At 45.0% G+C, this 24,408-nt stretch carries 12 protein-coding genes; 4 read left to right on the top strand and 8 right to left on the bottom strand.

Going from position 1 to position 24,408, the window contains the following annotated elements; all coding sequences use genetic code 11:
- Positions 1–61: 61 nt before the first annotated feature.
- Positions 62–3,172 carry an LPS-assembly protein LptD gene (locus JMY08_RS04125; RefSeq protein ID WP_201591048.1) on the bottom strand — a complete coding sequence of 1,037 codons (3,111 nt, stop codon included), beginning with the start codon at positions 3,170–3,172 and terminating at the stop codon, positions 62–64.
- Positions 3,173–3,572: 400 nt separating this feature from the next.
- On the opposite strand from JMY08_RS04125, the gene JMY08_RS04120 reads away from it, so the two are divergent.
- Both JMY08_RS04120 and murU read left to right on the top strand, forming a co-directional pair.
- On the top strand, positions 3,573–4,682 hold the full coding sequence (locus JMY08_RS04120; RefSeq protein WP_201591044.1) for an aminoglycoside phosphotransferase family protein: 1,110 nt from the start codon (positions 3,573–3,575) through the stop codon (positions 4,680–4,682).
- Between the two features lie 56 nt (positions 4,683–4,738).
- Positions 4,739–5,467 carry an N-acetylmuramate alpha-1-phosphate uridylyltransferase MurU gene (murU, locus tag JMY08_RS04115; protein WP_201591026.1) on the top strand — a complete coding sequence of 243 codons (729 nt, stop codon included), beginning with the start codon at positions 4,739–4,741 and terminating at the stop codon, positions 5,465–5,467.
- A gap of 128 nt (positions 5,468–5,595) precedes the next feature.
- Here murU and JMY08_RS14190 read toward each other — a convergent pair whose 3' ends face one another.
- The 7 genes from JMY08_RS14190 to JMY08_RS04085 form a co-directional block, all read right to left on the bottom strand.
- Complete coding sequence (locus JMY08_RS14190) at positions 5,596–5,712, bottom strand: DUF2474 domain-containing protein (RefSeq protein ID WP_373299586.1); 117 nt, start codon at positions 5,710–5,712, stop codon at positions 5,596–5,598.
- Positions 5,713–5,799: 87 nt separating this feature from the next.
- On the bottom strand, positions 5,800–6,816 hold the full coding sequence (gene cydB, locus JMY08_RS04110) for a cytochrome d ubiquinol oxidase subunit II (protein ID WP_189580639.1): 1,017 nt from the start codon (positions 6,814–6,816) through the stop codon (positions 5,800–5,802).
- The gene (locus tag JMY08_RS04105; protein ID WP_201591023.1) at positions 6,816–8,324 is read right to left on the bottom strand and encodes a cytochrome ubiquinol oxidase subunit I; all 1,509 of its coding nucleotides are present in this window, start codon (positions 8,322–8,324) and stop codon (positions 6,816–6,818) included. The genes cydB and JMY08_RS04105 overlap by 1 nt, the downstream gene beginning before the upstream one ends.
- A gap of 333 nt (positions 8,325–8,657) precedes the next feature.
- The gene (locus tag JMY08_RS04100; RefSeq protein ID WP_201591020.1) at positions 8,658–11,132 is read right to left on the bottom strand and encodes an esterase/lipase family protein; all 2,475 of its coding nucleotides are present in this window, start codon (positions 11,130–11,132) and stop codon (positions 8,658–8,660) included.
- Between the two features lie 542 nt (positions 11,133–11,674).
- Complete coding sequence (locus JMY08_RS04095; RefSeq protein WP_201591017.1) at positions 11,675–12,808, bottom strand: hypothetical protein; 1,134 nt, start codon at positions 12,806–12,808, stop codon at positions 11,675–11,677.
- A 220-nt stretch (positions 12,809–13,028) separates the two neighbouring features.
- Entirely contained in the window at positions 13,029–13,667 is a 639-nt protein-coding gene (gene coq7 / locus JMY08_RS04090) for a 2-polyprenyl-3-methyl-6-methoxy-1,4-benzoquinone monooxygenase (RefSeq protein ID WP_201591308.1), read from the bottom strand.
- A 196-nt stretch (positions 13,668–13,863) separates the two neighbouring features.
- A complete protein-coding gene (locus tag JMY08_RS04085; protein WP_201591014.1) occupies positions 13,864–15,204 on the bottom strand; it encodes an MFS transporter in 1,341 nt (446 codons plus the stop codon).
- Positions 15,205–15,684: 480 nt separating this feature from the next.
- Here JMY08_RS04085 and JMY08_RS04080 point away from each other — a divergent pair, with 480 nt between their 5' ends.
- Together JMY08_RS04080 and JMY08_RS04075 are read left to right on the top strand one after the other, a co-directional pair.
- Positions 15,685–19,314 carry an autotransporter assembly complex protein TamA gene (locus JMY08_RS04080; RefSeq protein WP_201591011.1) on the top strand — a complete coding sequence of 1,210 codons (3,630 nt, stop codon included), beginning with the start codon at positions 15,685–15,687 and terminating at the stop codon, positions 19,312–19,314.
- A 61-nt stretch (positions 19,315–19,375) separates the two neighbouring features.
- Positions 19,376–24,370, top strand: a complete 4,995-nt coding sequence (locus JMY08_RS04075) for a translocation/assembly module TamB domain-containing protein (protein ID WP_201590996.1) — start codon at positions 19,376–19,378, stop codon at positions 24,368–24,370.
- Positions 24,371–24,408 lie beyond the last annotated feature (38 nt).

Below are 24,408 nucleotides of genomic sequence, written 5' to 3'. Positions count from 1 at the left end.
AAACAAGGTTATATAAATAATGACGAAAACAATGCCTTAATATAGCATTATTTGCGCCTTGTTAGTCTTTCCATGCAGTCTGGACGGGTTCAAAGCCCAAGACCTTATCAGCGAGCAATCGTGTCAAACGGCTGCTATTGTTACCAAGACCATTTAATCTAATCTCTGCCATAATTGCTTGTGTCGGTTTGTCTTTGACGTTTAGGTCATTATAGTAACGACGACCGTAAACGGCAAAACCAAAGCAGCAATCTTCATAATCGATGCCGATTAGTGAATCGAGCATTTTATCACGATTGTAATCGTATTGACCTTGAGCCAATACTCGCCAGCTGTTATTGATCGGGAACACGGCTGAAGCAGTAAAGGCAGACAGCGGCAATTGATTGGTGTTTTCATCGCGCTGACGCTTAACAAACCCAACGTTAAACAAACTGTTATCCGATGGCTGATAACGTAGCTCTGTCGTAACATAATTCAAGTCATAATCATCGGTTAGCGCACCGCTAACATCCACCCAAAAATTGTTGTAGGGTTGCGTACTGGTATCCCAAACCATTCCTGAAGAGGAAGAGCTAAAGACAGGTTGTTGATTTTCAAGGGTCACGCGACCATCATCGATATAAAACTGCTCAGCAATGCTACCATCAAAACGTGTCACACCCGTTGCATCGATGTAACGATAATTAATCCCAGGGGTAATAGAATGCAAATCCTGCAAGCGATCATGACCTAAAAACCAACTGTCTGAAAATAACTGCTCGTAGTTAATTGAGGCGATACGAGTGTTAAAGTTAGGGATGTCGTTTTGGTTTTTAAATGGTGAGTAGGTGTATTTCAATCGTGGACTTAATAGGCGATAGCCACCCATGGTATCGTCAAAGGCACCGAAGGGTGAGCCTGATTGGTAGAAGTGCAAACCTGCATCAATACTGGCTTGCGGTACAAATACCGATTGGCTACCATCTTCTTCACTAAGTTGGTTGTCCGCGAGGCTGTCTTCGTCATATGAGGTATACAGATGTTGTAGGCTCAGCTTGGGCTTAATATAACCCCATGATTTTTCCATCGGATAAACAGCGCTGATTTTGTTATAGACCCGCGCACCACTTTTTTCATTTTCAGAACCGTCATCGATAGATTTTTTGAAATAAGCAGAATCATGCACACCCGTGATATCAAAACGCTCTGCCCACGGTAATCGATAGTCAAGTTTGAGCTGCGGTAAGCGTGAATAAGGCTTGTCTTTGTCTTCTAACGGCTCACCATTATCGGTAAAAGCATTGAGCGTTTGGAAGGTCTCAACTTTTAGCTCACCGTTGACATAATCGTTGTAATAATTAAGTCGAGCGCGACGTGGCAAGTTTAAGGTGTTGTCTGATAAACCCAAAGTATCAAAGTCGTTAATATAATCTTCATCTGACACATAGCTGTATTTAGCATCACCACTTAAGCGCGGAATACTGGTAGATGACCAATAATGATCATAAAAAAAGCTGGTGCGATCTTCGTCATCATATTTTTTGTCGTTTGGCAAATATGAACCGTTAAAAATCCCTTCGCCATAATTTTCGGTCAAGTAGCGAAACTCACCTGTGAGCATAGGGTTGCGATCGCTATAGATGTGAGTATTGATCGTCGCATCATAATTGGGTGCTAAATTGAGATAGTAGGGGATATCAACCTCAAGCCCACTTTCACTACTAATACTCGCATTCGGTAATAAGAACCCTGTACTGCGTCGGCTGTCTATGGGGAAGTTAAAATAAGGCAGATAAAACACCGGAACATCCGCAATACGGAAAGTCGTATTGTAAGCTTCACCGCGACCAGTCTCCGTGTCCAAATCAATACTTTTGGCATCGAACTGCCATTTGCGGTCAGTTGGTGGGCAAGTGCTGAACATGACCTGATCTAGCTCATATTGGCTGTCGTTAGGTCGATTAAGGCGCTTGGCATAGCCGTGTGCTTGGAGTTCTACGCTCGCAAACGCCACATCGTTAGCCGTTGATTGTCCGGTTTCAGTATTGTAAGCCAGACTGTCTGCGACACCAATGAGACCGCCTTTGGCTGCCTGTTCGGTGATACTGCCTGTACCTGTGTTTCTAGTGTTAGCACGGGTTACTTGATTGCCAGTTGCTTGATCGGTAAACATGACTTTACCTTGCGCAGCGGCAACACCACGACTCAAATCTAACAAGATACTATCAGCTTCAATATGCTGAGTGCCTTGATCGACAATCACGTTACCAGATAGCTCCGCATAGTCGACATTGTCATAATAACCATAGTCGGACTCTGCAAATAAAGGCGCTCGATTATTAGCCACGCCATTTAGATTGGTCGCCGCCTGACCATTATCCATCGCCGCTTCATTGACGGCTCGTTGATAATTAGCATTTTGTTGCGGATAGACCCATCGGCCTTCGCAGCGCTGGGCACTATCGATGACGTTTGGTAGCAGCCGTAAGTTTTTGCCCACTTTGGCGATGGTTTGCGTGGCAGGTGATAAATTATTTTGGATATTATCTGGTTCAGACTCTAAAGTACTATCACTCGTATTTAGGGTTGATAAATCGGTATCAGGGGTCAGCTCATAAAATTCTGCCAAACGCAGCAAGCTGTTTTGAATGCTCTCATCGCTGGCATCGATTGAATCGCTGTCATCAATCGGTTTCAGCGTATTGCTAGCGTTGTCAGCCACTCGCAGATCGTTATTTTTTGGATTGGTGTTGTCACCGATGGTCGTTAGGGGTTTTCTCTGTGCCTGTACGTCAGAGATAGTATCACTATTGTCGTTGATTTCAGTGATGTCTAAATCGCTATTATCAAGTGTGCTATTAGCCATTAAAGCAGCGTTGCTAGCTTCGGGAGCAACATTTACAGTTTCTTCGTTTACTGTTTCATAAGCGCTATTCTGTGCATTGACGCGCGGGTAACTAATATCTTGATTGATGGTGTTAATATTGTCTTTGGTATTGGTATTGGAGCTGGCATCGGTATTGACATCGCCGGCTGGGTCAGAGACATAACTGCTGACAGTATCGGTGGCTAATGGCGCAGTTGTCTGTGTGTCAGCCTTGGTGAGCGCTGCACTGACGGTCAAGCTCGATAAGCCTAAGGCACCGAATAAAACCAAACGGATGCTTTGGTAAAGCGGAGAATATAACAAGGGCACACCTATGATTGCAGAGCCTATTGGATTACGATATTTAGTTTAATAGCCATGTTTTAGCTATATTTAGCGGTTCATAAATGACTAAAAACTTAGTGGTTCATAAATGATTAAAAAATCAGGAATTAATCATATACTCTCAAAAATTTGGCTGTTTTACATATAATGACGACTAATCATAGTCAAAAAAAACCAAATCAGCTACACTATTTACCAAAATTTATGACATTGCTAAGCTGTTTTTTGAAAATTGCTGGGCAACATTGATAAAACTATGTGTCAATACCTACATTACAACAGATACTGTCAATCAAGCTGTCACTATTTTAGCAAGGTTTTGCCTGACTTATCACTACTTTAATGATTTACGACTTATATTTAACCTGCGATGTACTCTATGACTGATACCATGCCTTTGAACGCCACCCTGAACGCCACTCTGAGCGACAAGAATAACCGCCAACAGCAGCTAGAGAATTGGTTGCAGCAAGTGTTTGCTGACCAAAAATTTGTGCTCGATAGTTTGCCTGGTGATGCGAGCGCCCGCCAATATCACCGTATCCAATTGGCTGATAAGGATGACGCCACCGCGCGCTATATTGTCATGGATTCTGCTGACGAGCAAGACGCCTTGCAGCAGTTTATCAATGTTGCAAAGCTGATGGCGCCCGCCATCAATGTGCCGACGCTGGTTGCGCAAGATGTAGCAAAGGGCTTTTTGGTATTGCAAGATTTTGGCACGATAGAATTTGCGCATTTGCTCGTCGATGCGACACCTGAGCAGATTAATGATCATTATCAATTGGCCATGCAGACCTTGGTGGCGCTACAGACCGTGCCGGTAGAGACTGCAAAAATTCAGTACCAATTGCCTGATTACGACAGCACGTTATTGAACCGCGAAATGGATTTATTCAGTGATTGGTTTATCCCCTATATCGGGGTCGAACTCGATAATGAGCTATGGAACACTCTAAAAACGGCATTGATACAAGAGGTTTTACAGCAGCCAGCAGTGATCGTGCATCGTGATTATCACAGTCGCAACCTGATGCAAGATCAAGCGGACCGCTCGCGCTTAGGCGTGATTGACTTCCAAGATGCGGTGATTGGTTCTTATACCTATGATTTGGTGTCATTGGTGCGTGACGCTTATGTTGAATGGCCAGAGCATCAAATATCTGGTTGGATTCGTGACTTTTGGCAGTTGCAACAACAGGCGGCGCTCACCACCGCCGATAGTGCTGAACAGCTTGAGAATGATATGAATGTGATGGGCGTACAGCGGCATCTTAAGGTACTAGGAATCTTTATCCGTTTGTCTGAGCGTGATGGTAAAGACCGTTATTTGGCTGATATCCCCAAAGTCATGCGCGATCTAATACTTGAGTTAAATTGGCTTGCTGAGCATGGCAATGAGGCGATGCAGCAAGCGCTATTGCCATTTAATCAATGGCTTGCAGATCAGGTATCACCTGCTTATCAAGAGAAATTTTCCTCGTTATAGAGATGGATAATAAGTTGCATCTATCTCTCTCATTATAAATTGAATAAGGAGCGTGCATGTCTACGATTACGCAAGCAATGATTTTGGCTGCTGGCAAGGGAACGCGCTTGCGTCCGTTAACACTTGAAACCCCTAAGCCCTTAGTAGAAGTGGGTGGACAGCCGCTGATTGTTTGGCATATTAAGGCGCTACAAGCCGCGGGCATTACCGATATTACGATTAATGCCTCGTGGCTTGCTGACAAGCTCATGGATACATTGGGTGATGGTAGCGAGTACGGGGTTAAATTGCATTGGTCAGTAGAAGATGATGAGCCGTTAGAGACCGCAGGTGGCATTTTTCAAGCATTACAAACCGGTAAACTGCGAGATGAGCCATTTATTTTAGTCAACTCCGATGTCTGGACGATGTATGATTTTGCTCAGTTGCGGGACTATAGACTAGGCGCTGATCAACAGGCGCATCTGTTGTTGATTGACAATCCAGAGCATAATAATGGCGGCGATTTTGCGATCAATAATGGTCTGGCCAGTGAGCAGCCAGTGGGTGATGCAGACAAACATACTTTTGCTGGTATTAGTGTGGTGTCACCACGATTGGTCGATGGCGTAGTAACAGGACAACCGGCAGCGCTAGCACCTCTGCTCAGGAAAGCCATGCCCAAATTCCAAATTACGGCGGAAGTCATCACTGATAATTGGATAGACGTAGGCACACCTGAGCGCTTAACGCAGGTCAACGAGTTTATAGACAGTCATGGCGTGGCTAACCATCGCGGTGCATAATTTTCAGTAATAGTACTTTAATTAATAGTACTTTAAGAGACAATACTTTAACGAAGATCATAAAAAACGCCGCACTGGTTATAAATCAATGCGGCGTTTTTGTTTTTTTTAGCGAAATAAGGAAGGTTTTACACACCCATCGCCAATTTTATCAATTGGGCAATGGTAAAAATAACGGCAAACCCTGCTATATATAAACCAATGAACCATGCCCATTGCGACTGTTTTTTACTGAGTTTTTTCATACTCATCTCCATTGATGTATTAAGACGCTTGTTGGCTTAAGCACTCGCTGTGGTAAATACGAACCGTAGCGAGTGCTATTTTTACGCTTAATACATATGCTCGTGACCTGTTTTACCTTTAAAAGTGTAATAGGCAAACGCGGTATAACTCAAGATAATCGGCAACATGATACCGGCCCCGATCAGCATAAAGGACAGTGAGGTATCGGCAGCGGCTGCCTCATAGATAGTCATTTGATACGGTACGATATAAGGGAATATCGCTGTGCATACCCCAATATAACCCATCAAAAACAGTGCGACGGTCAATAAGAACGGACGATACTCACGTTCAGTCCGTAAATCTTTACGCATGAAAAAGAACAGCAGCAGCACGATAATTGGCATTGGCGCTAGATATAATGCACCCGGTAAGCTGAACCAGCCTTCAAGGGCCTCGATATCTGAAAAATACATAAACACGGTAACGACAATCATCGCCAATACCAATGCCGATAATATCCAACCAGACACTTTACGTGCCCATACTTGCAGCTTATGTTCGGTTTTAATGATTAACCATGTAGAGCCAAGCAAAGCATAACCAACTATCATGGCAAAGCCGCAGACGATAGAGAAGGGGGTGAACCAGTCAAATGGGCCACCAGTATACAGACGATTGCTCGCCTCTAAGCCTTGTACCAAGGCACCGAGCATAATACCCTGCGAAAAAGTTGCCACTACTGAGCCGACGAAAAAGAACGTATCCCATACATGACGACGTGAAGAGGCTTTGAAACGAAATTCAAATGCCACCCCGCGCATAATAAGTCCAAATAGCATCGCAGTTACAGGCAAGTAGAGACCCGTCATAATGATGCCGTAAGCGACTGGAAAAGCGGCAAACAAACCACCGCCACCCAATACCAACCATGTCTCGTTACCATCCCAAAATGGCGCAATAGAGTTCATTATACGGCTACGGTTTTTATCTGATCCGGCAAAGGGAAACAAGATACCACAGCCCAAATCAAAACCATCCAACAGCACATAAATGAAGACGGATAGGGCGATCAATCCGCCCCAGATTAAAGGTAAATCTAATACATCACCGTAATTAAACATTAGCGTAGCCCTCCATCATCGATATCATTTGCAGGTGCGTCGATATCTTCAGAGCCATCATGCTCTGTTTTTTCGCTCGCCTTCTTATCGCCACTAAGCGTGCGGCCTTGACCTTCGGTGATAGAGTGCTCATAGAAGTTATCATCTGCTGGATCTTCATAAGGCTTGGGCCCCTGCGCAATCAAACGCAAAATATAAAAACTGCCTGCACCGAACACGAAGATATACAGTATGATGAAGCCAATCAGCGTAGTTGCTACTTGCTGTGCGGCAAGCGGTGACATGCTCTCAGCTGTACGTATAACACCGTATACTGTCCATGGCTGACGCCCTGTTTCGGTCACAAACCAACCAGCGAGTAGAGCGACAAAACCAAGCGGTGTCATCATCATCCAAGCACGGTGAAACCAGACGCTTTTAGGGTCAAATTGTTGTTTTTTGAAGAATTTGTACAGACTGAATAAGCCCACTAGCACCATTAACATGCCAATACCAACCATGATACGGAACGCCCAAAACACAATAATAACGGGAGGTTGGTCCTCTGGTGCCCAGTTTTTAAGACCTTTTACTTCACCATCTAAGGAGTGGGTCAAAATCAAGCCAGAAACATAGGGGATTTTGACTTCGTACTTATTGGTCTGGTTTTCTTGGTCAGGAATGGCAAATAAGCGCAAAGCAGCACCGCGCTCATCTTCCCAAATACCTTCCATCGCTGCCACTTTGGCTGGTTGATGCTCCAAAGTATTTAGACCATGCTCATCACCGATCAACACCTGCGCTGGCGCGACAAAAATCGCCATAACCATCGCCATACTAAGCATGACGCGACCATGCTGGCGATGTTCAGTATGCTTCTTAGATTGGAGATAATAAGCACCGATACCACCAATGACGAAGGCAGTGGTTAAGAACGCCGCGGTCATCATATGAGCGTAACGGTAAGGAAATGAGGGGTTAAAGATAATCTCAAGCCAATTGGTTGGATAGAGCAAACCGTCCGCACCCATCATAAAGCCCTGCGGCGTCTGCATAAAGCTGTTGGCTGCCAAAATCCAGAAGCCTGAAATCAGCGTACCGATGGCGACAATGGCAGTTGAGGCAAAGTGCATGCGTTTGCTGACACGTCCCCAACCAAATAGCATAATACCTAAGAAGGACGCTTCTAAGAAAAAGGCCGTCAATACTTCATAGGCGAGCAGTGGTCCTAAGACATTACCGGCTTTGTCGGAGAATACAGCCCAGTTAGTCCCGAACTGGTAGGACATAACGACACCTGAAACCACACCTAAGCCGAAAACAACGGCGAATATCTTGACCCAATGCTTATAGACTTCTGCATAAATGGGCTTGCCCGTTCTGAGCCATCGAAACTCAAGGACTGTCAAAAAGCTGGCAAGTCCGATAGAAAAGGCAGGAAAGACGATATGAAAGGATATGACAAAAGCGAACTGAATGCGCGCGAGCGTCAGCGCATCAAGCTGGTCAATCATAAACGTAGCGAACATAAACGGTTACCCTTATCTGTTAGCTGAATAGCGCTGGCTTCCATGACACGCTCAAGTAACTGTCCGTAAAGCAGGATGACAAGTGTTACGGGCAATGGCTTAGTATTAGTTAGCAACCAATATCAATGTATCAAATGCGGCTAAGCTAAGACTGTTTAGCTGAATGAAGTAATTTATATCCCTATAAATTAATGTATGACTGTCAGTTAAGATGAATATAGTATGCGCCACCATAAGTATACACGCAAGCTACTCATGGGGCTGGTCGCATACCTAACAGTCACCAAAACTTCCTTGAAGAAATGCCCTTTCGGCTGATCAATTAGGCTGACATCATTGCTGTAACTGTTCATGCAAAATCTGTCGCAGCGTTAGTACGGTTTGTGGATTTTCTTGGATGCTATGACCGCCATTAATGACGGTTTCAGAGGCGGCACCTTCGAGATGGGCACTGGTGTAGGGGACGATACCATCTGACAAGCGTTCGGTCAGTGCTTGGCTGATATCTTCATCGACAGTCACAGCGGCGACGAGCGGTTCACTGATTGACTCAGATTCAGATGCAGGGCCATTGCTTGCATTCTCGCTACTGTCCTCTTCTGATACTTCTTGGGATAAGTCAATTCTTGCACCACCGGGTTGCATTTGCGCCAAGCCGTTAGTGATATCGGCATCGTTATTAGCGATAATCGAATGATAAGTAATGCGATCATTGATGCTGATGTCTTTGGTTAGCTGAATAAAAGACGATTTATCGCTTAGCTGGCTAGCACCATTCTGCAAATACAGAGCACCTAAGGGGTTTTGCGCCAAGTCGCCCTGAATGGCGAGGGTGGCCACGTTATCGGTGACAGTCTTGACCAATCCCACAGGTAAGTACACGATGCGCCTTAGCGCTCGAGTAAACCAGCGATCAGCGTAATCGGTGCCTTGAAAGGGTGAGGACAAGAAGATGGCAGTATCGACTTGTGGCAGGGTGTGTAGCTCAAAACGGTTACGCAGATCGTCGTTAGCAAAGGCTTTTTTCAGCATGTCATCGACTCGTCGTTTACTGCTGTTTTCGAGTAAGTCTTTATCCTCTAAAGCGTCTAAGTTGTTGGCCAAATTGTCATCAGACAGCATCATGCGGGAGATGATACCACCCATGCTATGACTGACAATCACGCTATTTTTGCTGGCACGATTTTGTCCTTCAGGATCGGTCTGTTGATACGTACTATTGATCAATTCCTGAATTTGATAACGGTTCTCTAAAATAGGTAAATTGGTCGGATAAAAAATCTGCCATACCTGATAGTTATCACGCAACTTATCATCATTAAAAATATCGTTGGTCAAATTCACCCACGTGGCGGGACTAGACGCCAAGCCATGCACCATGATGATTACCCGCTTATCAGGATCGTAAGGCTCTAGCATAAACAGCTTGGGTAAGCTGGCCTGTTTTTGGCGGGTGATTAGGTTTAAGTAACCGACGCCATCGAGCTGGTTTTCTGCCAGCCATAGTCCATAGCCAGCAGAGAAGTTCGCTGCCAGTGGATAGTCATCGCCCAAGATAGTGGCGCTCTCGCTGCGATAAGGGTTGTATAAATGAATATCGAGCTGATGACTGCTGAGCGTATCAAGGACGCTATCTCCAGCGGGCTTAATTAAGCCCGTCATCAATAAATGCCCTGTAGGATAGATGCGTGAGCTGGGCGCGCTATCATCTTTTTTTCCGTCAACGGTATCTTTATTGAGCCGCCCCGATAGCGATGAAACCAACAGTTGTCGGACAGTCGTGGTATAGCGATCATCCAATGAAGCGACTAAGCTAATACCCAGTCCTGGACGTTTGCTGATTGAGTTGAGGCCTGAGAGACGCAGCTCATAAGTGGACACCAAGTCGGCGAGCGCTGAGGTTTGTTTTTGTGCATTTTTTAGATAGTTACTTTCGTTGGGCATAAAGATATTGAGATTATAACGGTCTACTTGCACCTTCATCACTTCGATCTGGTCAGTAGGTTTACCGTTTAACGATGCTCGGTTTGCGATCGCTTCTTGTTTGCTCGTATCTTGAGACGCCGTGCTCATTGGTAGATAGTCCACTTCGGTCTTACCCATCAATTTATTTGTGCCATCTACCGATTGATATAGTTGGGTAATGACGTCATTGCTGGCTGCGTTATAAATATCTTGAGTTTGGATGTCAATATCGCTTGGAATACGGTTTTTTGCCTGAGATTGACTTTTTACTTTATCTGCTCCTTCAAAGTCATGTGCCAAACTGTCATAAAACAGATAGGTATAGCTGGATTTGATGGCATCAAACAGTTGACTTTGGTAGTTGATCAAGCATTCGTCTGTATTCTTCTGCTGACTCTCAGACTCATCATCGCTCAGAGGCGCGTTGGCATAATAAGGATCAAGCGGCGGACGAGTGAGGGCATTTTGACACTCTTTGGAGTCGGCAAGCTGGCGAGCTCTGGCATAATGTAATTCTGAAAACACAGCCAGCGCTGGACGGTAATTTTCATTGAGCATGCTGTCAGTGAGCTGCATTAGGCACAAATCAAACTGTTGAAAACAGGCCTGTTCGTTGAGGCCTGCTGATAACAAGGCTGACGCTGTGTCAGTACTGAGCTCGTTGTCTGTGACGATATTGCCGCGCTGTGCAGAAATGGTTTTTGCTGATGCTTGTTTTTCAACCGATACGGTACTACAAGCTGATAGTAGCGCCATTGCCATTATGAGCCCTGATAGAATGACAGGTTTTATTTTTATAGTAGCGTGTGTTGCCGGATTACTGACAGGGCGAGTGAAGGTCATAGGTAATTCCAATAAATAATAGTCATGCCTATAGTCATCATAGGTCGTCAATATAATAAAACGAGTGTAGCGCAACTTTTTGAATTTCACTATTTTATTTGAAACTTCAGGTGTAATGGATAAAATTAATAGTAAAATTTTGTTTAATAATATTTAGAATAAAATGAGTGTGACGACAACGTATCAAATTTTTAACCTGAATGGCTAAAGAGGTTATTTGAATAAGCAAAAGAAAAAGAAAAAGCAACAATGACTAGGGCGTGTCTTCATTTCAAAAATGGCGATAAAAATGAGATAAATTGCCGTCAAACAAGAAAAATAGCGCAGATAATATCGGGATATTAACCAGCTATTTGACGATGTTTGGCAAGATTTAGCCATTTTTAGCCCATTTAGATGACTATCGAGTGAATTGAAGACACGCCCTAGCATTAAGCCAAAAAAAACCTTCTTTTTATATTGATATCAAACCAATAAAAAAAGAAGGCGCTGCGTACTTTAGTTTTAAATTAGATACTAATAATTGAGATTAATAACTGGATTTATGCCCCTGGCTTTACGTCGATATCAGGCGCTGGTATGTCCCAAATATAAAACTTGCCATCTTCAACGAGCTTAATTTGTTGACGAATAACCGCATTATTAGGGACTTGTTGCTCGAGACGACGCAAACGCTCTAGAGCATTATCACGGCGATCACTTAATAGATCTGACTGCGCCAAGCTTTGCTCCGCTTCGGTATAGCCCAAAGAAACGGCTCGGTCTAGATATTTCTGACCTTCTTTGAAGCCACCGCCTTCTGATAGCATCATACCGTATAAGAAGTTAGCTTCACCACTATCAGATTTGATCTTGATGGCACGGTCGACATATTTGCCGCCACGTACCGTATAGTCTGAGCCTAAGTCCAAATTACGTCCCATACCATTGAGTTTGGCCGCCCGAAGTAGCACGTCATAAGAAGCATTTGGCGATTGGGCATAAGGCTCAATCCATTCGGTTAATACTTTGATTTTTTCACGAGTATAGTGACGTTGTGAGCGATTAGGAAAGTTTGGTGGATAATGACGGGCGTTAGGAGAGACGTCTTCAATAAAGTCATCTAGCAAGCTAACGTCAAGCTTATCAGTACCCAAACCTTGCTGCTGTGGAACCAACACTGTCGGTACAAAGCTAACGCTTGAAAGTTGCACTTGCGGCGTTGGAATATTAGATAGCTGACCACCACGAAGGTCAATACCGGTTGCTGTCATTGGTCCACGCTCGTACACACGAGTGGTTCCTGTCAGTTCAGGAGCTGCTACTGCTGGTGCTTGCGGTACTGCCGCTGACTGTGCAGTGTTTAATGGCGGCTGACTTTGCTGAGTGCTAGTTGGTAGGGCATTGTTCTGCTGAGTACTATTTGCCGTTGCCATATTTGCCGCTACGTCGGTTTGAGCCGTACTGGCAGCAGCGTTAGCATTTGGCTTAGCAAGACGAATGACGCGTCTGCTTGAATCCATGGCACTAGGGACAGCAGCGACTGTGCTAGCGCTAGCTGTGCTGTCAGTTTCGGCTGCATTAACAGGAACAGACAACATCATGGCACAGGCAGCCGCTAAGGCGGTCAAGGTCGCAAACTTAGGCGCTTTAGTAGATGAGTCGGTAGACAAGCTAGAGTGGTTGATGGCTTTCATAAAAGTCGTTACCTTGTGTATTAAGTCGTTATTTACAATCGATTGATAGTTGTTTTGTATTATCGAAGCTATTTTGTATCGTCTAAAATGTTTTGTATTATTGGCGCGCAATCTTGCAAATTTCTAATACCCTAGCAAATTAAGCTGAATGCTATCAGTAGTAGGATTGTTAAATTAAATAATTCAGTCAGCCCTATGAAAGGCGCTACTCACTATGCATTTACAGATGATAAGCCGTGGCTTTCATCCGATTGGCCATCCAACGCATGGTCTGACGCACGGGTGGTGATAAGGCCGCGCCGCCACTTGCTAGTGCCAGCTCGCGATGGTGACATTCTTCAATATCCATTTGCGCCAGTATCTCTCTTGAGCGCTGATCATGGACAGGTAATTGCCCAATATGCTCTTGCAGATGCTCGCTGACTTGCGCCTCGGTTTCGGCGACAAACCCCAAACTAAACTCGTTAGAGATAGTGCCTGCTACCGCGCCAAGACCGAAGGACATGCCGTACCATAATGGGGTAAAAAGGCTGGCATGACTGCCTAACTCCTTTAAACGTGTCTCGCACCACACCAAATGATCGACTTCTTCTTCGGCTGAATGCTGCATGGCTTGCTTGACGCCATTGTCTTTGGCGGCAAAGGCTTGACCGTGATATAGACCTTGCGCACATACTTCGCCAGTATGATTGATGCGCATCAGTCCTGCCACGTGACGCGCCTCCGTAATGGTCAGCTCAGGAATATCGTCATTACTGACGGGCAATGGGCGGGTACTGGGGTTTGAGTGCGGAACAACCGCTCGCAATGCCTTGTCAACCCCAAGTAATAACTGGTCAATTTTGGATAAGGGACGCAGGGCCATGATTCACTCCTGATGGCTTTATTTTTTATCAATAAAATACTTTTATTAAGGCTATTTGCTTTTTAAGGCAGTCATATTCTGTTCATGCACATTACTATAGCAAACAATACAAATTATCGGCACCACTATTATCGGCTGCATGATTCAGCGAGCACCAACTCTACTCATGCTCGTTAGATCTTCGAAGCATCTAATCTTGTCGGCTAAGCTCATCATCATGAGTTTGGATGACCGCATGCTTCACGTGTTTGTTCAGCTTAATATATAAAAACGCACCAAAAGCAATGTTTAGCAGACCAGTGACCAAGAATAATTGCGGTAGCGTCAATCCTAAGGTGTTGAGCACCACAATCGCAAAAATCGCTGAGCTGACCATAAAGATGGCATTAAAAATGTTGTTGGCACCAACGATACGTGCGCGGTGGCTTTTGGGCGCGTAAGCCTGCATAGACGCATATAAAGGGACAATATATAAGCCGCCACTAAACCCTAAAAAGAACAAATCGGCAAACACGCGCCAACTGCCACTCACGCCAAACAAATCACCAATACCCAGTAACGTCTCAGTGTTAACGTCAATGTTTAGTCCTGACAAGGAAAAATACAAATCGATAGCAAAAATACTTAAACCAGCAATACCAAAAGGAAGTAAGCGTAAACTGACTTGGTTTTTGGTCAAGGTTTTACATAACAAAGACCCGATCGACACACCAACAGAAAATAACGTTAATAGGAAAATAACCACTGACTCATCGCCATGCAAAATGACTTTGCTGAATTCTGGTACTTGGGTCAAAAACGTCGCGCCATAAAACCAAAACCAGCTGTTGCCAAGAATGACAAAGAATAAGAAAGGCAGCGAGTATAAATAGCATACCGTCGACCAGCTGGTGGTAAAAATATTCCAATTAATCTTGAGCGTCGGCTGCATGGCGGGCATCGTAGGAATATATCGGGCTGCTAGATAACCCAAAACAGCGACGACCAATACGGTGGCGCTAATCCAATAAAGGGATTGCGATAGCTGGGTCAAAACACCGGCGACAATCATACCAATGAGGATAGCCAGTGAGGTGCCCATCTGAAACAAACCATTGGCACCGACGAGCTCATCTTCCTTCATCGCTTGCGGTAAGTAAGCGTATTTAATCGGGCCAAAAAAAGTTGAATGCGTGCCCATCAAAAACAACGCCACAAATAATAAGCCGTACCATTCAAAGACAAAGCCCACAGCAGCAATCGCCATAATGACCAGCTCAAGCATTTTAATAAAGCGCGTGAGCTTTGACTTTTCAAACTTATCAGCGATTTGTCCCGCCAATGCCGAAAATAGAAAGTAGGGTAGTATAAATAGCATTGCCGCTAAGTTATTTAAAATGCTAACTTCCATGCCCAACTGACTGGCAGCGGTATAAGTCAGTACTAATATGAGTGCTTGTTTAAAAATATTGTCATTGAACGCCCCCAAAAACTGGGTAAAAAACATGGCGCTAAAACGGCGGCGCTTAAATAACTGAAACTGATTGGCCATGAAGATTCCTACAGATGGATCGCGGCTGATAGATGAAAAATAAGGGCTGCGCGCAGCTTTTGAGGTGCCAGCAATTATCAATATTATCAAAAACTTATCGAAATATAGCATAGGTTTTATCAATATTAAGCCGTATAATAGCAAGGCTTCGATAAAAATACATGCGCCCGATGCTATGATTTCATAATTAACTAAGTTATGATTTGTAATTTTACATGGTTGTCTTTTGAAGGGTTACCTTGTGAAAGCATCAATGAGGTGAAGGTATCAATGAGACTCAAGACTCGGTATCACTTAAAACGACCTATTTGATGCTAGCAAGTTTAGATGATAGACGTTCAGCGCTAAAACTTAGCAATAAAAAAGTACGGTAGTCCATAGAGCATCTCAGCTAACTGTTATAAGTTTATTCACCGGTAATACCTGATGAGTCTATCGTCAGTGACTTGTGCCGCGTGAGGTGATAGGAAATAAGTATACATGGAACAGCAGCCTTCAACTCTAGCGCGCCACTTGTCAGTTACGCAGTGTAATGCGTTAACCAGTCATGATGGGAACAATATCAAACCCTCTAAATATGCCGCGATTGATGAGTTGCAGCCGGCATTGTCGCGTACTTATTTTACACGCTCAGCGATTTTTAGTGCATTAGCGACCAGTTTGGTGGGCTTTGGCATCGCGCCTATGGCATTGGCTGAGACCACGACAGGTATCGATACTAGCAGTCAAATCATTGATAGTCAGAACGCTGGTTCTCAGAATGATGACACGCAAAATACAGCCAGCCGGTCAACCGCCAGTAGTACGACACTAGCCCAACCACCAACACCCTCACAGCCCCCAACCCCTCGTGAGCCATCTTCTACTGAAGACACTCAGCTCGATATCGCATTGGATGCCTTGCGACTAAAAAGAGCCGTGGAACAAGGCATCATTGATAAGTCAGTATTAGATGATTATAGAGAACAAAACCTAAGCAATAAGCAGCCTGGTATTAAAGAGCCAGATGCGCAAAATTCACTATCTGAGCAAGCATCTGCAAATCAGCAAGGTGTTGATGATAATGTCGATAATGACAATACCAATGACAATGATTTGGATAATGAGCTTTATGATGTAGACGACTTGAGTGACGCGCAGGCGAACGTTGCCAATAAGGATTTGTTGCAGCAAGCCGAGACAGTTCAGCAGCAAGGCTATCAGATGATGACGCCTGAGGAAATTGATCGCGAGCTGGCAGCGCTAGATAGGCAAAATGCTCAAGACATTGACAGTATCAATAATGGTAGCGCCGCTACTAGCACTGATATTAATGGCATGAATGGTATTAGCAATAACGACAGCGACTTTGATGCGCCTATCGCGACGTTAAACGATACCAACCCGCCTATCGGTTTAGATGTGAGTCTCGACGCCACCAACTTGCCAGCACCGAACAACCTTGATACGTTAGGAAGAAATGAGACGGCGGCTGAACAGGCTAAGACCGCTGAAATCATGGCACGACCCATTAACGTAAGCGATGCTGTCAGTAGTGGAAGCGCTGATGACGATAATATTATTATCGATGACCAGATGTCAGTCAGTGCAGATAATGTGATAGGAGAGGAAGGCGAACAATCAGATATCATCAATCCAAATGATTACTTGCCAGATTATCAGTCCGAAACCCAAGCCGTCAATCAAAGTATCCTGCAGGCCAAAAAGCCTAAGGCGCTGTCTCGCAAAAAAACCAATATCGTTAAGCGGCTCTATGATAGGTTGTTTAATGATGGTGCTCTAGCGCTACCACATGTAGAGACAACGGTTTACTTGCAGCAAGTCGCTGCTGACGATGCGACTAACGCTCAACCAAAAGTTATCGAAGCAGACGAAGACACGCAACCGATTAAGAATATTAAGGCAGCGCTTGATGACACGACCGTCCAATCTGTCGTTGACTTTACGGCAGCTTTACCGCGTCTGCGTCAAACGGCATTAGATGCCGCAAAAGCCGTTGGTTATTACGATGTGACCTTACGTCTGCGCCAACCCAATAGCGACATCATTGAGGTGGTTATTGAGGATTTAGGCGAGCCGGTCACTGTTGACAGTCGTATTGTCGAGATTCGTGGCGAAGGTAGCGCGCAAGAAGAATATCAAGCGTTAGAAAAAGAGCTGCCACCGCAAGAAGGCGATGTATTTAATCATCGCGTCTACAAAAACAGTAAAGCAGCGCTTGAGTCACTCAGCAATACTTATGGCTATTTCGACCAATATTGGTTAAACAAATCAGTCGATATTATTTTGCCAGACAACACCGCTGATATATCGCTGGTTTATAACACGGGCGACCGTTATGAATACGATGATGTGGTGTTTTTTACTTATGATGCAGCGACCAATACTCTGACCCGCGACCCTGATAAGCTACCTGTCGAACTGTCTTTATTGCAGCAGTTGTTTGATTTTAAACCTGGCGATCCATTCTATCGCCCCGATATTACCAAATTTAGTAACGATTTATCGGCGACGCGTTATTTCAACACTGTGAATGTCGAATCCATTTTGCCACCCAATGAAAGCAGCGAAAACAGTACTTTAGCTTTTGATAATGCACCCGCCAATACTCTTGACAACGATGTTGATGGTGAGGTCAATGCTTCAGAAATTATCGATGGCGTAGCGGCAGCAAATAATGGGGCAGAGAGTAGTAATACGAATGGTACTGTTCAAAATGGCACTGTCCAAAACAGTGATGAGGCAAATGGCAGTGAAGGCACCAACACTGCCAACAGTGGAGAAACAGTCAATCCGGCTGATATCGCTGCCATTGAGTTTGAGGCAGACGAGCAAACACTGGAAAAACTTCAAGCCATTAAACAAAAAGCCAATCGTTTAAGTCGCCTACCAGATGATCGGGTATTAGATGAAAAAGACCAAGAGACAGACACGATTTTAGGTAAAATCAGTGACTCTATTAGCAACGTGGCACAAAAAATATTTCCGGATGAAAAAAGCATTCTTGCGGATGAAAACTTTGTACCACCAACGCTGGCAGGACGTAAAACGCCGCAACAAGTACGAGAAAGTAAAAAAGTCCCACTATATGTCTTTGTCTCTGCCAGTAAGCCACGCGATGCCCAAGTAGGTATTGGTTATGGTACCGATACTGGCGTACGTGCCACGGCGAAGATAGATTACAATCTACTCAATCGTCAAGGCTATCAGGCAGGGGCAGAAACAGAAGTCTCTAGAATTACTAAGAATGTTTCGGTCTATGCCAGCCGACCGTGGAAGCATCCGCTTAATGATAAGTTAGATGCTCGCCTGACTTATGAAGAGGAAGTCATCGATCAAGGCGAAGGCAACTTTGATCTGTCTACCCGAACGCTAAAAGCGGCATTGGCACGTAATATTCGCCGTGACAGTGGCTGGAATCGTAGCTACTCTGTGCGTTACCGTTTAGATGAGTTAGAGACGGGGGTGGATGAAGCCAACTTAGAAGATCTGCCCATACGTTTTACGTCTTCTAGCCCGCAGCAACAAGCGCTGTTATTGGGCTATGGTATCAATAAAACGGACGTGGATAGTGCAACCAATCCAACTCGTGGTATCCGTCAGTATTACTCTATTGAAGCAGGAACTGAAAAGGCATTAAGCGATACGGATTTGGCGATTGTGCGTGCGGGTGTCAGCGGTATATATAGTTTTGGTAATGATAATAAACACCAAGTCCTTGGTAGCCTCAATACCGGCTACATTTGGGCCGATGACTTTTATGACGTGCCTTACAAGTTGCGCTTCTTCGCGGGTGGCGACCAAAGTATTCGCGGCTATGATTATGAAAGCTTATCGCCAATTGACAAAGGCTATCTGACGGGTGGACAAATCCTCGCCGTTGGTAGCGCCGAATATAACTATGAATTTAGACCTGGCTTCCGCGGTGCGTTGTTTACCGATGTGGGTAACGCCTATGACAAAGACTTCGAGACTGAAACCAAAGTCGGCGTCGGCGTTGGTATTCGCTGGGCATCGCCAGTCGGTGTGGTGCGGGTTGATGTCGCTGCTGGTGTGACAGAAGAGAGTATTCCGGTTCGATTGCACTTCTTTATCGGATCGCCTTTATAAGAGCCTCGTCAATCGTTTTTTAGCGATTGTTGACAATCATTTTTTAACGTAGTTGAGTGTGATGTTGACCGAAAATACCCCGCCTAATGATTCATCGGATGAAGATCCGGCGCAACGAGATGCCCGTGCTGTAAGACGTTGGTATCCGCTGTCTTTTTTGCTCAAACTACTGGTGCTCATACTGATTGTGCTAGCAATTATGTTCGCCGTATTTTTTTATGCGGCTGGTACTGAATCAGGTACCAAGTTCTTATTAGAAAAGATCAGTGCCGAGACGGGTATTAAATTCAAATATGGGCGCGGTAATTTACGTGATGGTTTGTTGGTCACGGATATCGATATCGAGGCGACCGAAGACCTTGAAGTACGGGTAGATAAAGCCTATGTCAAAATAGGCTGGCGTGCAGTATTTGCAAAAGAAGTCCATCTACGGGATGCAGACATTCAACGTATTGAGATTATCAATAAAAAACCACCAACGGGTGAGGCATTTGATTATAAAACGCTCAAGCTACCGGTTAACCTGCGTTTTGATCAAGCAAAAATAAAAACGATTGTCTATAAGCAAGTGACCAAAGACCCTATCATCGTCCATGACATCAGAGCTCGTGACTTGACATGGGTTGGCAGCATGGTCACGGTAGGTCGTGGTGACTTACGCTATGCGGACATCGTCAAAGTCAGTGCTTTACAAGGCGAGATTGATCTTCAAGGTGACTATCCGTTAGATTTGAGTGCTATTGCTGAGGTGAGTGCTTTAGACAAAGCCTATATCGATCCGCTAAATATCACTGCCACAGGCAGTTTAAAGCGTACTGTCGGCCAAGTGCGTAGTCGCTATAATGATAGCGATGTCAGCGGTGATTTTGTCGTACAGGCATTGGACAAGGATTTGCCACTTCAAGCAAAACTGCAATGGGATGATATTTTGATTCCTTATGCTGAAAGCCAAAATATTCGTTTAAAAAGCGGCACGGCCACTGCCTCAGGTGTCATCTCTGAGATACGCCTGCGTATCAATACCGAATTGACTGCCAAAGATATCCCTTCAGGACATTATCAAGGGCGGGCAGTGATTGCCAATAGCCAACTGCGCATTGATCGTTTGGATGCTCAGGTTCCAGCTGGAAACTTAATACTACAAGGTATTTTAGATTGGAAAAATAGCTTCGATGCAAAAGTACGAGTGACCGGTAGCAACTTCGATATTCGCCGTGTTATTCCTGACGACTATGCCGATTTCAAAGCCTATGCCCCGCAAAAATTAAACGGTCGACTATCACTACATTATCAACAAAAGAACAGCGCGGGTAACTTAGAAGTTGACGCAGATTTCCGTCAGCGTGATGGCGAACATATTAATGCCAATATTACCCAAGGTAAGACCTCTGCAAAGATCAAACAGGCAGCGCCTTTATATATCGATGCCACTTGGCAAAATCTGACCCGTCGTAACGTCCCTAACATCGGTAATATCGATAGCCCAAGCGGTCAAGCGGATGTCATCGTGCGCGGTTCGACCCTCTCTATCGATGCCAATGCGGTGATCAATGAGCTGAATGCCGCTCCCAAAGGCAACTACGATGTACGTGTCCGCAAAGTGGGTAATGTCATTGATATCAATCGCCTTAATTATGATGGCATCGTCGGTGACCTATCGGGTACAGGGCAGATCCAACTGGCGAGCAAGCAGCGCCCATTGACGTGGCAAATTGATGCCCGTACCAATGGCTTATTGCCCAAAGAGTATCGTAGTGACTTACCGCTTGAGCGTCTGACGGGCAGCATTAATGCCAGTGGTCGCTTAGTGAATATCACCAAAAGCGGGGTCAAGGGTCAGCGTCATATTATTAATTTAAACAATACCGATTTGCAGGCGCAGCTTGATGCCACGCAAGACGGTCGTGCTATCGGTATTACTGGTGGCGGTGACGCCAAAGTTGATATCGTTGGTGGCGAGCTGTCTATGTTTGATGTGCGTTTTGATGGGCAGGTCGATACTGCGGATGTGCCAAAGGGTCGTCTGTCTATCGATGCAGCTGGCACGCCAAGGCTGATCAGTATTCGCAAGCTCAATTACAAGGGTGAGGCTGGCGCAGTGAATGCGAAAGGTGTCATCGATTTGCGCAAAAATATTGGTTGGACAATTGATGGTCGCTTTGATAACTTCAATTTGGGTTATTTTTTACCCAATAATCCCGCCATTATTACTGGTGATCTAAAAACCAATGGTGAATGGCAAACGGCATTCAAGAACAACGCGGATGCTAAAGGTAAATTGAATCGCTTTGCAGTAAATTTTAACGGTGTATTAGATGCCGAGCAGCTACCAGCAGGCAAACTCACCATTGATGCCAGTGGCGATGCTCAGCTCATCCGTATCAAACGCTTCCGTCATGTCGGCGCTGCAGGTAGTATCGATGCTAGCGGCACTGTCGATGTACGTAAAGGTATCGCTTGGGATATCAAGGCGGTAATGAATCGCTTTAATTTAGGTTATTTCCTCAAAAGTACGCCAAGCGCTATCACTGGTACTATAGATACCGACGGTCGCTGGAGTGACACCCAGCAAACCATTAATATCAAACAAATCAACTTGACTGGCATGTTAAAAGGTCAGCCGCTTAGTGCAAAAGGCAGCTTAGCCGCGAAAATGCGTCTGCCAAAAGACTTGGCGAGTTACTTTAAGCGTCTGCAAACGCAAGATGCACAAGCACAATATAAGCAAGTGAACGCCTTAATCGACAGTTTAAATGCCAATAACCTCGTCTTACGTTGGGGCGATAACTACATCACTGCTAATGGCAATGCCAAGCAATTACAAACCAAGATTAATATCACCAGTCTTGATCAGCTGTCCAATAAGCTGACCGGTAAAGTGACCGGCGGTGCGACCTTATCGCAACCTGCGGGACAAGCCTTGCCCACTATTTATATTGATTTAGTCGGTGAGCGTATTGCGCTCCCAGGTTTTATATTGCGTCAAGGTCGTATTCGCGGCAAAATCGTCAACTTAGCAAATAGCCCAAGTCAGCTGATTGTCAGCGCTGAAGGCTTAGATGCTGCGGGACAGAGTTTTAAAAGCGTTAATGCGTCTTTCAATGGTACTGAAAAGTCGCACGTGGTCGATCTAAACGTCGCGAATGAGCAACTTGATATTGCGGCAAGACTCAAAGGTGGCTTTAATCGCGACACACTCAGTTGGTCTGGGGTGATTGGTAAAGGTCGCGTCAAGTCTAGATATGCCACGTTGAACCAACTACAGCCAGCGCAATTAATCGTCAATTTGCCCAACAATCAGAACGGCAATAGCCGTGAGCTTAAAGTGCAACTTGCCGCACACTGTTGGCAGGCGGCAGATCAAACTGGCAAGCTGTGTTTACGTGAAAAATTAATCGCTTCGCCATCTGGTGGTCAGGTTGACATAGTGCTACAAAAGCTGGATACCTCGCTATTTTCAGTATTTCTACCTAAAGATATTGATTGGCATGGTCAGATCAATGGTAAAGCGGTTGTCGGTTGGCAACGCGGTCGTCCACCGACTATTAATACCACTTTATATTCTGACAATGGCAAAATCGGCTTGCTACAAGACGGTGATAGCGCTCCTATAAGTCTGTCATATAAGCGTGTATCACTGATTGCCTTGTCAGTACCTGAGGGTCTTAAATTACGTACAGACATCAATACTGGTCGCGGGGCACGTGGTTATGCGGAAGTTATTGTCGATCCTTATAAAGATCCTAAACCCATCTCGGGCGCATTGGTGCTTAATGAGCTCAATTTAGCGATTTTCAAACCTTTCTTCCCCGGTATGCGCGTACTCGAAGGTAATATCACCATGGCGGGTGGTGTGGGTGGCACATTGGATAAACCACAGTTCTATGGCGATGTTAAATTGGCCAATGGTCGTATCGCGATGCTGGATCTGCCTGTCAATTTAAGAAAAGTTAATGTCGATGCTAAAATTCGTGGCACGCAAGCGACTGTTGATGGAACCTTTAATAGTGGTACGGGCAGCGGCACGCTAACCGGAACGGTAAACTGGCAGCAAAAACTACAAGCCAAACTGAGTATCGCTGGTGAGCGTCTAGTACTGACCCAGCCACCATTGCTATTGGCTGAGATTAATCCTGATATCGATATCATCGTGCGTCCAGGCGACCGTTACGTCAACATTACAGGTGCTATCAGTGTGCCGTCAGCGACCATTCGTCCGCCAGAAGCCAGTGAAGACATCATTACGCAAACTGAAGATGTGGTCGTCCTTGATCGTCGTCTTATTGGTAATATCGACGAAGTTTTAGCTATCTCAAAACCTTGGTCGATCAATGCTGATATTGGCGTAGATTTAGGGGATGATATTAATTTCCGTGGATTTGGTGCCGTTATTCCTTTGGCAGGTGCTATCAATATCACTCAAAACGGCACGGGCATTATGCGCGCTACAGGGGTGGTACAAGTATCACGCCGTACCAATATCAATGCCTTTGGTCAGAGTTTAGAGCTTAACTATGGTCAGGTACGCTTCAATGGTGATGTCATGAAGCCTAACTTGAGTATTGAGGCCGCCAAAACCATTAGTGGAAAAACAGTTGGCGTGCGTGTTAAAGGCAGTACTGAGAGCCCAAATATTATTGTCTTTAACAATGCTGGTCTTACTCAGCAGCAAGCAATGAATGCCTTGGTAACGGGTCGTATCGATAATAAGAGCGCCACACAAATCAGTGAGCAAGGATTTAAGTCACAAGTGACTAATAATCTAGCCGCTGCTGGTCTGAGCTTTGGGCTCAGTGGTACACGCAACTTGACCAATCAAATCGGTCAAGCTTTTGGTCTACAAAGCCTGACCGTTGATGCTTCTGGCGGTAGTGAAGATACCAACGTCAATGTCACCGGTTACGTGACTCCTGACTTATATATTCGCTACGGTGTGGGTGTTTTCAATGCGCAGAATAGCTTATCTGTCCGTTACCAATTGACCCGTCGCATTTACGTCGAGGCAACGTCAGCGGCAGAGAACGCAGTTGATGTGGTCTATAGTTGGCAGTTTTAGGTAACGCTGTCATCCGTTGATTATTCATCAATGAATTG

Origin of the sequence: Psychrobacter sp. Pi2-51 (assembly GCF_904846665.1) — a bacterium.
GTDB classification, from domain to species: Bacteria; Pseudomonadota; Gammaproteobacteria; order Pseudomonadales; family Moraxellaceae; genus Psychrobacter; species Psychrobacter glaciei.
Note: the sequence above shows the minus strand (reverse complement) of the source record. Positions and strands in the feature narration are given on the sequence as shown.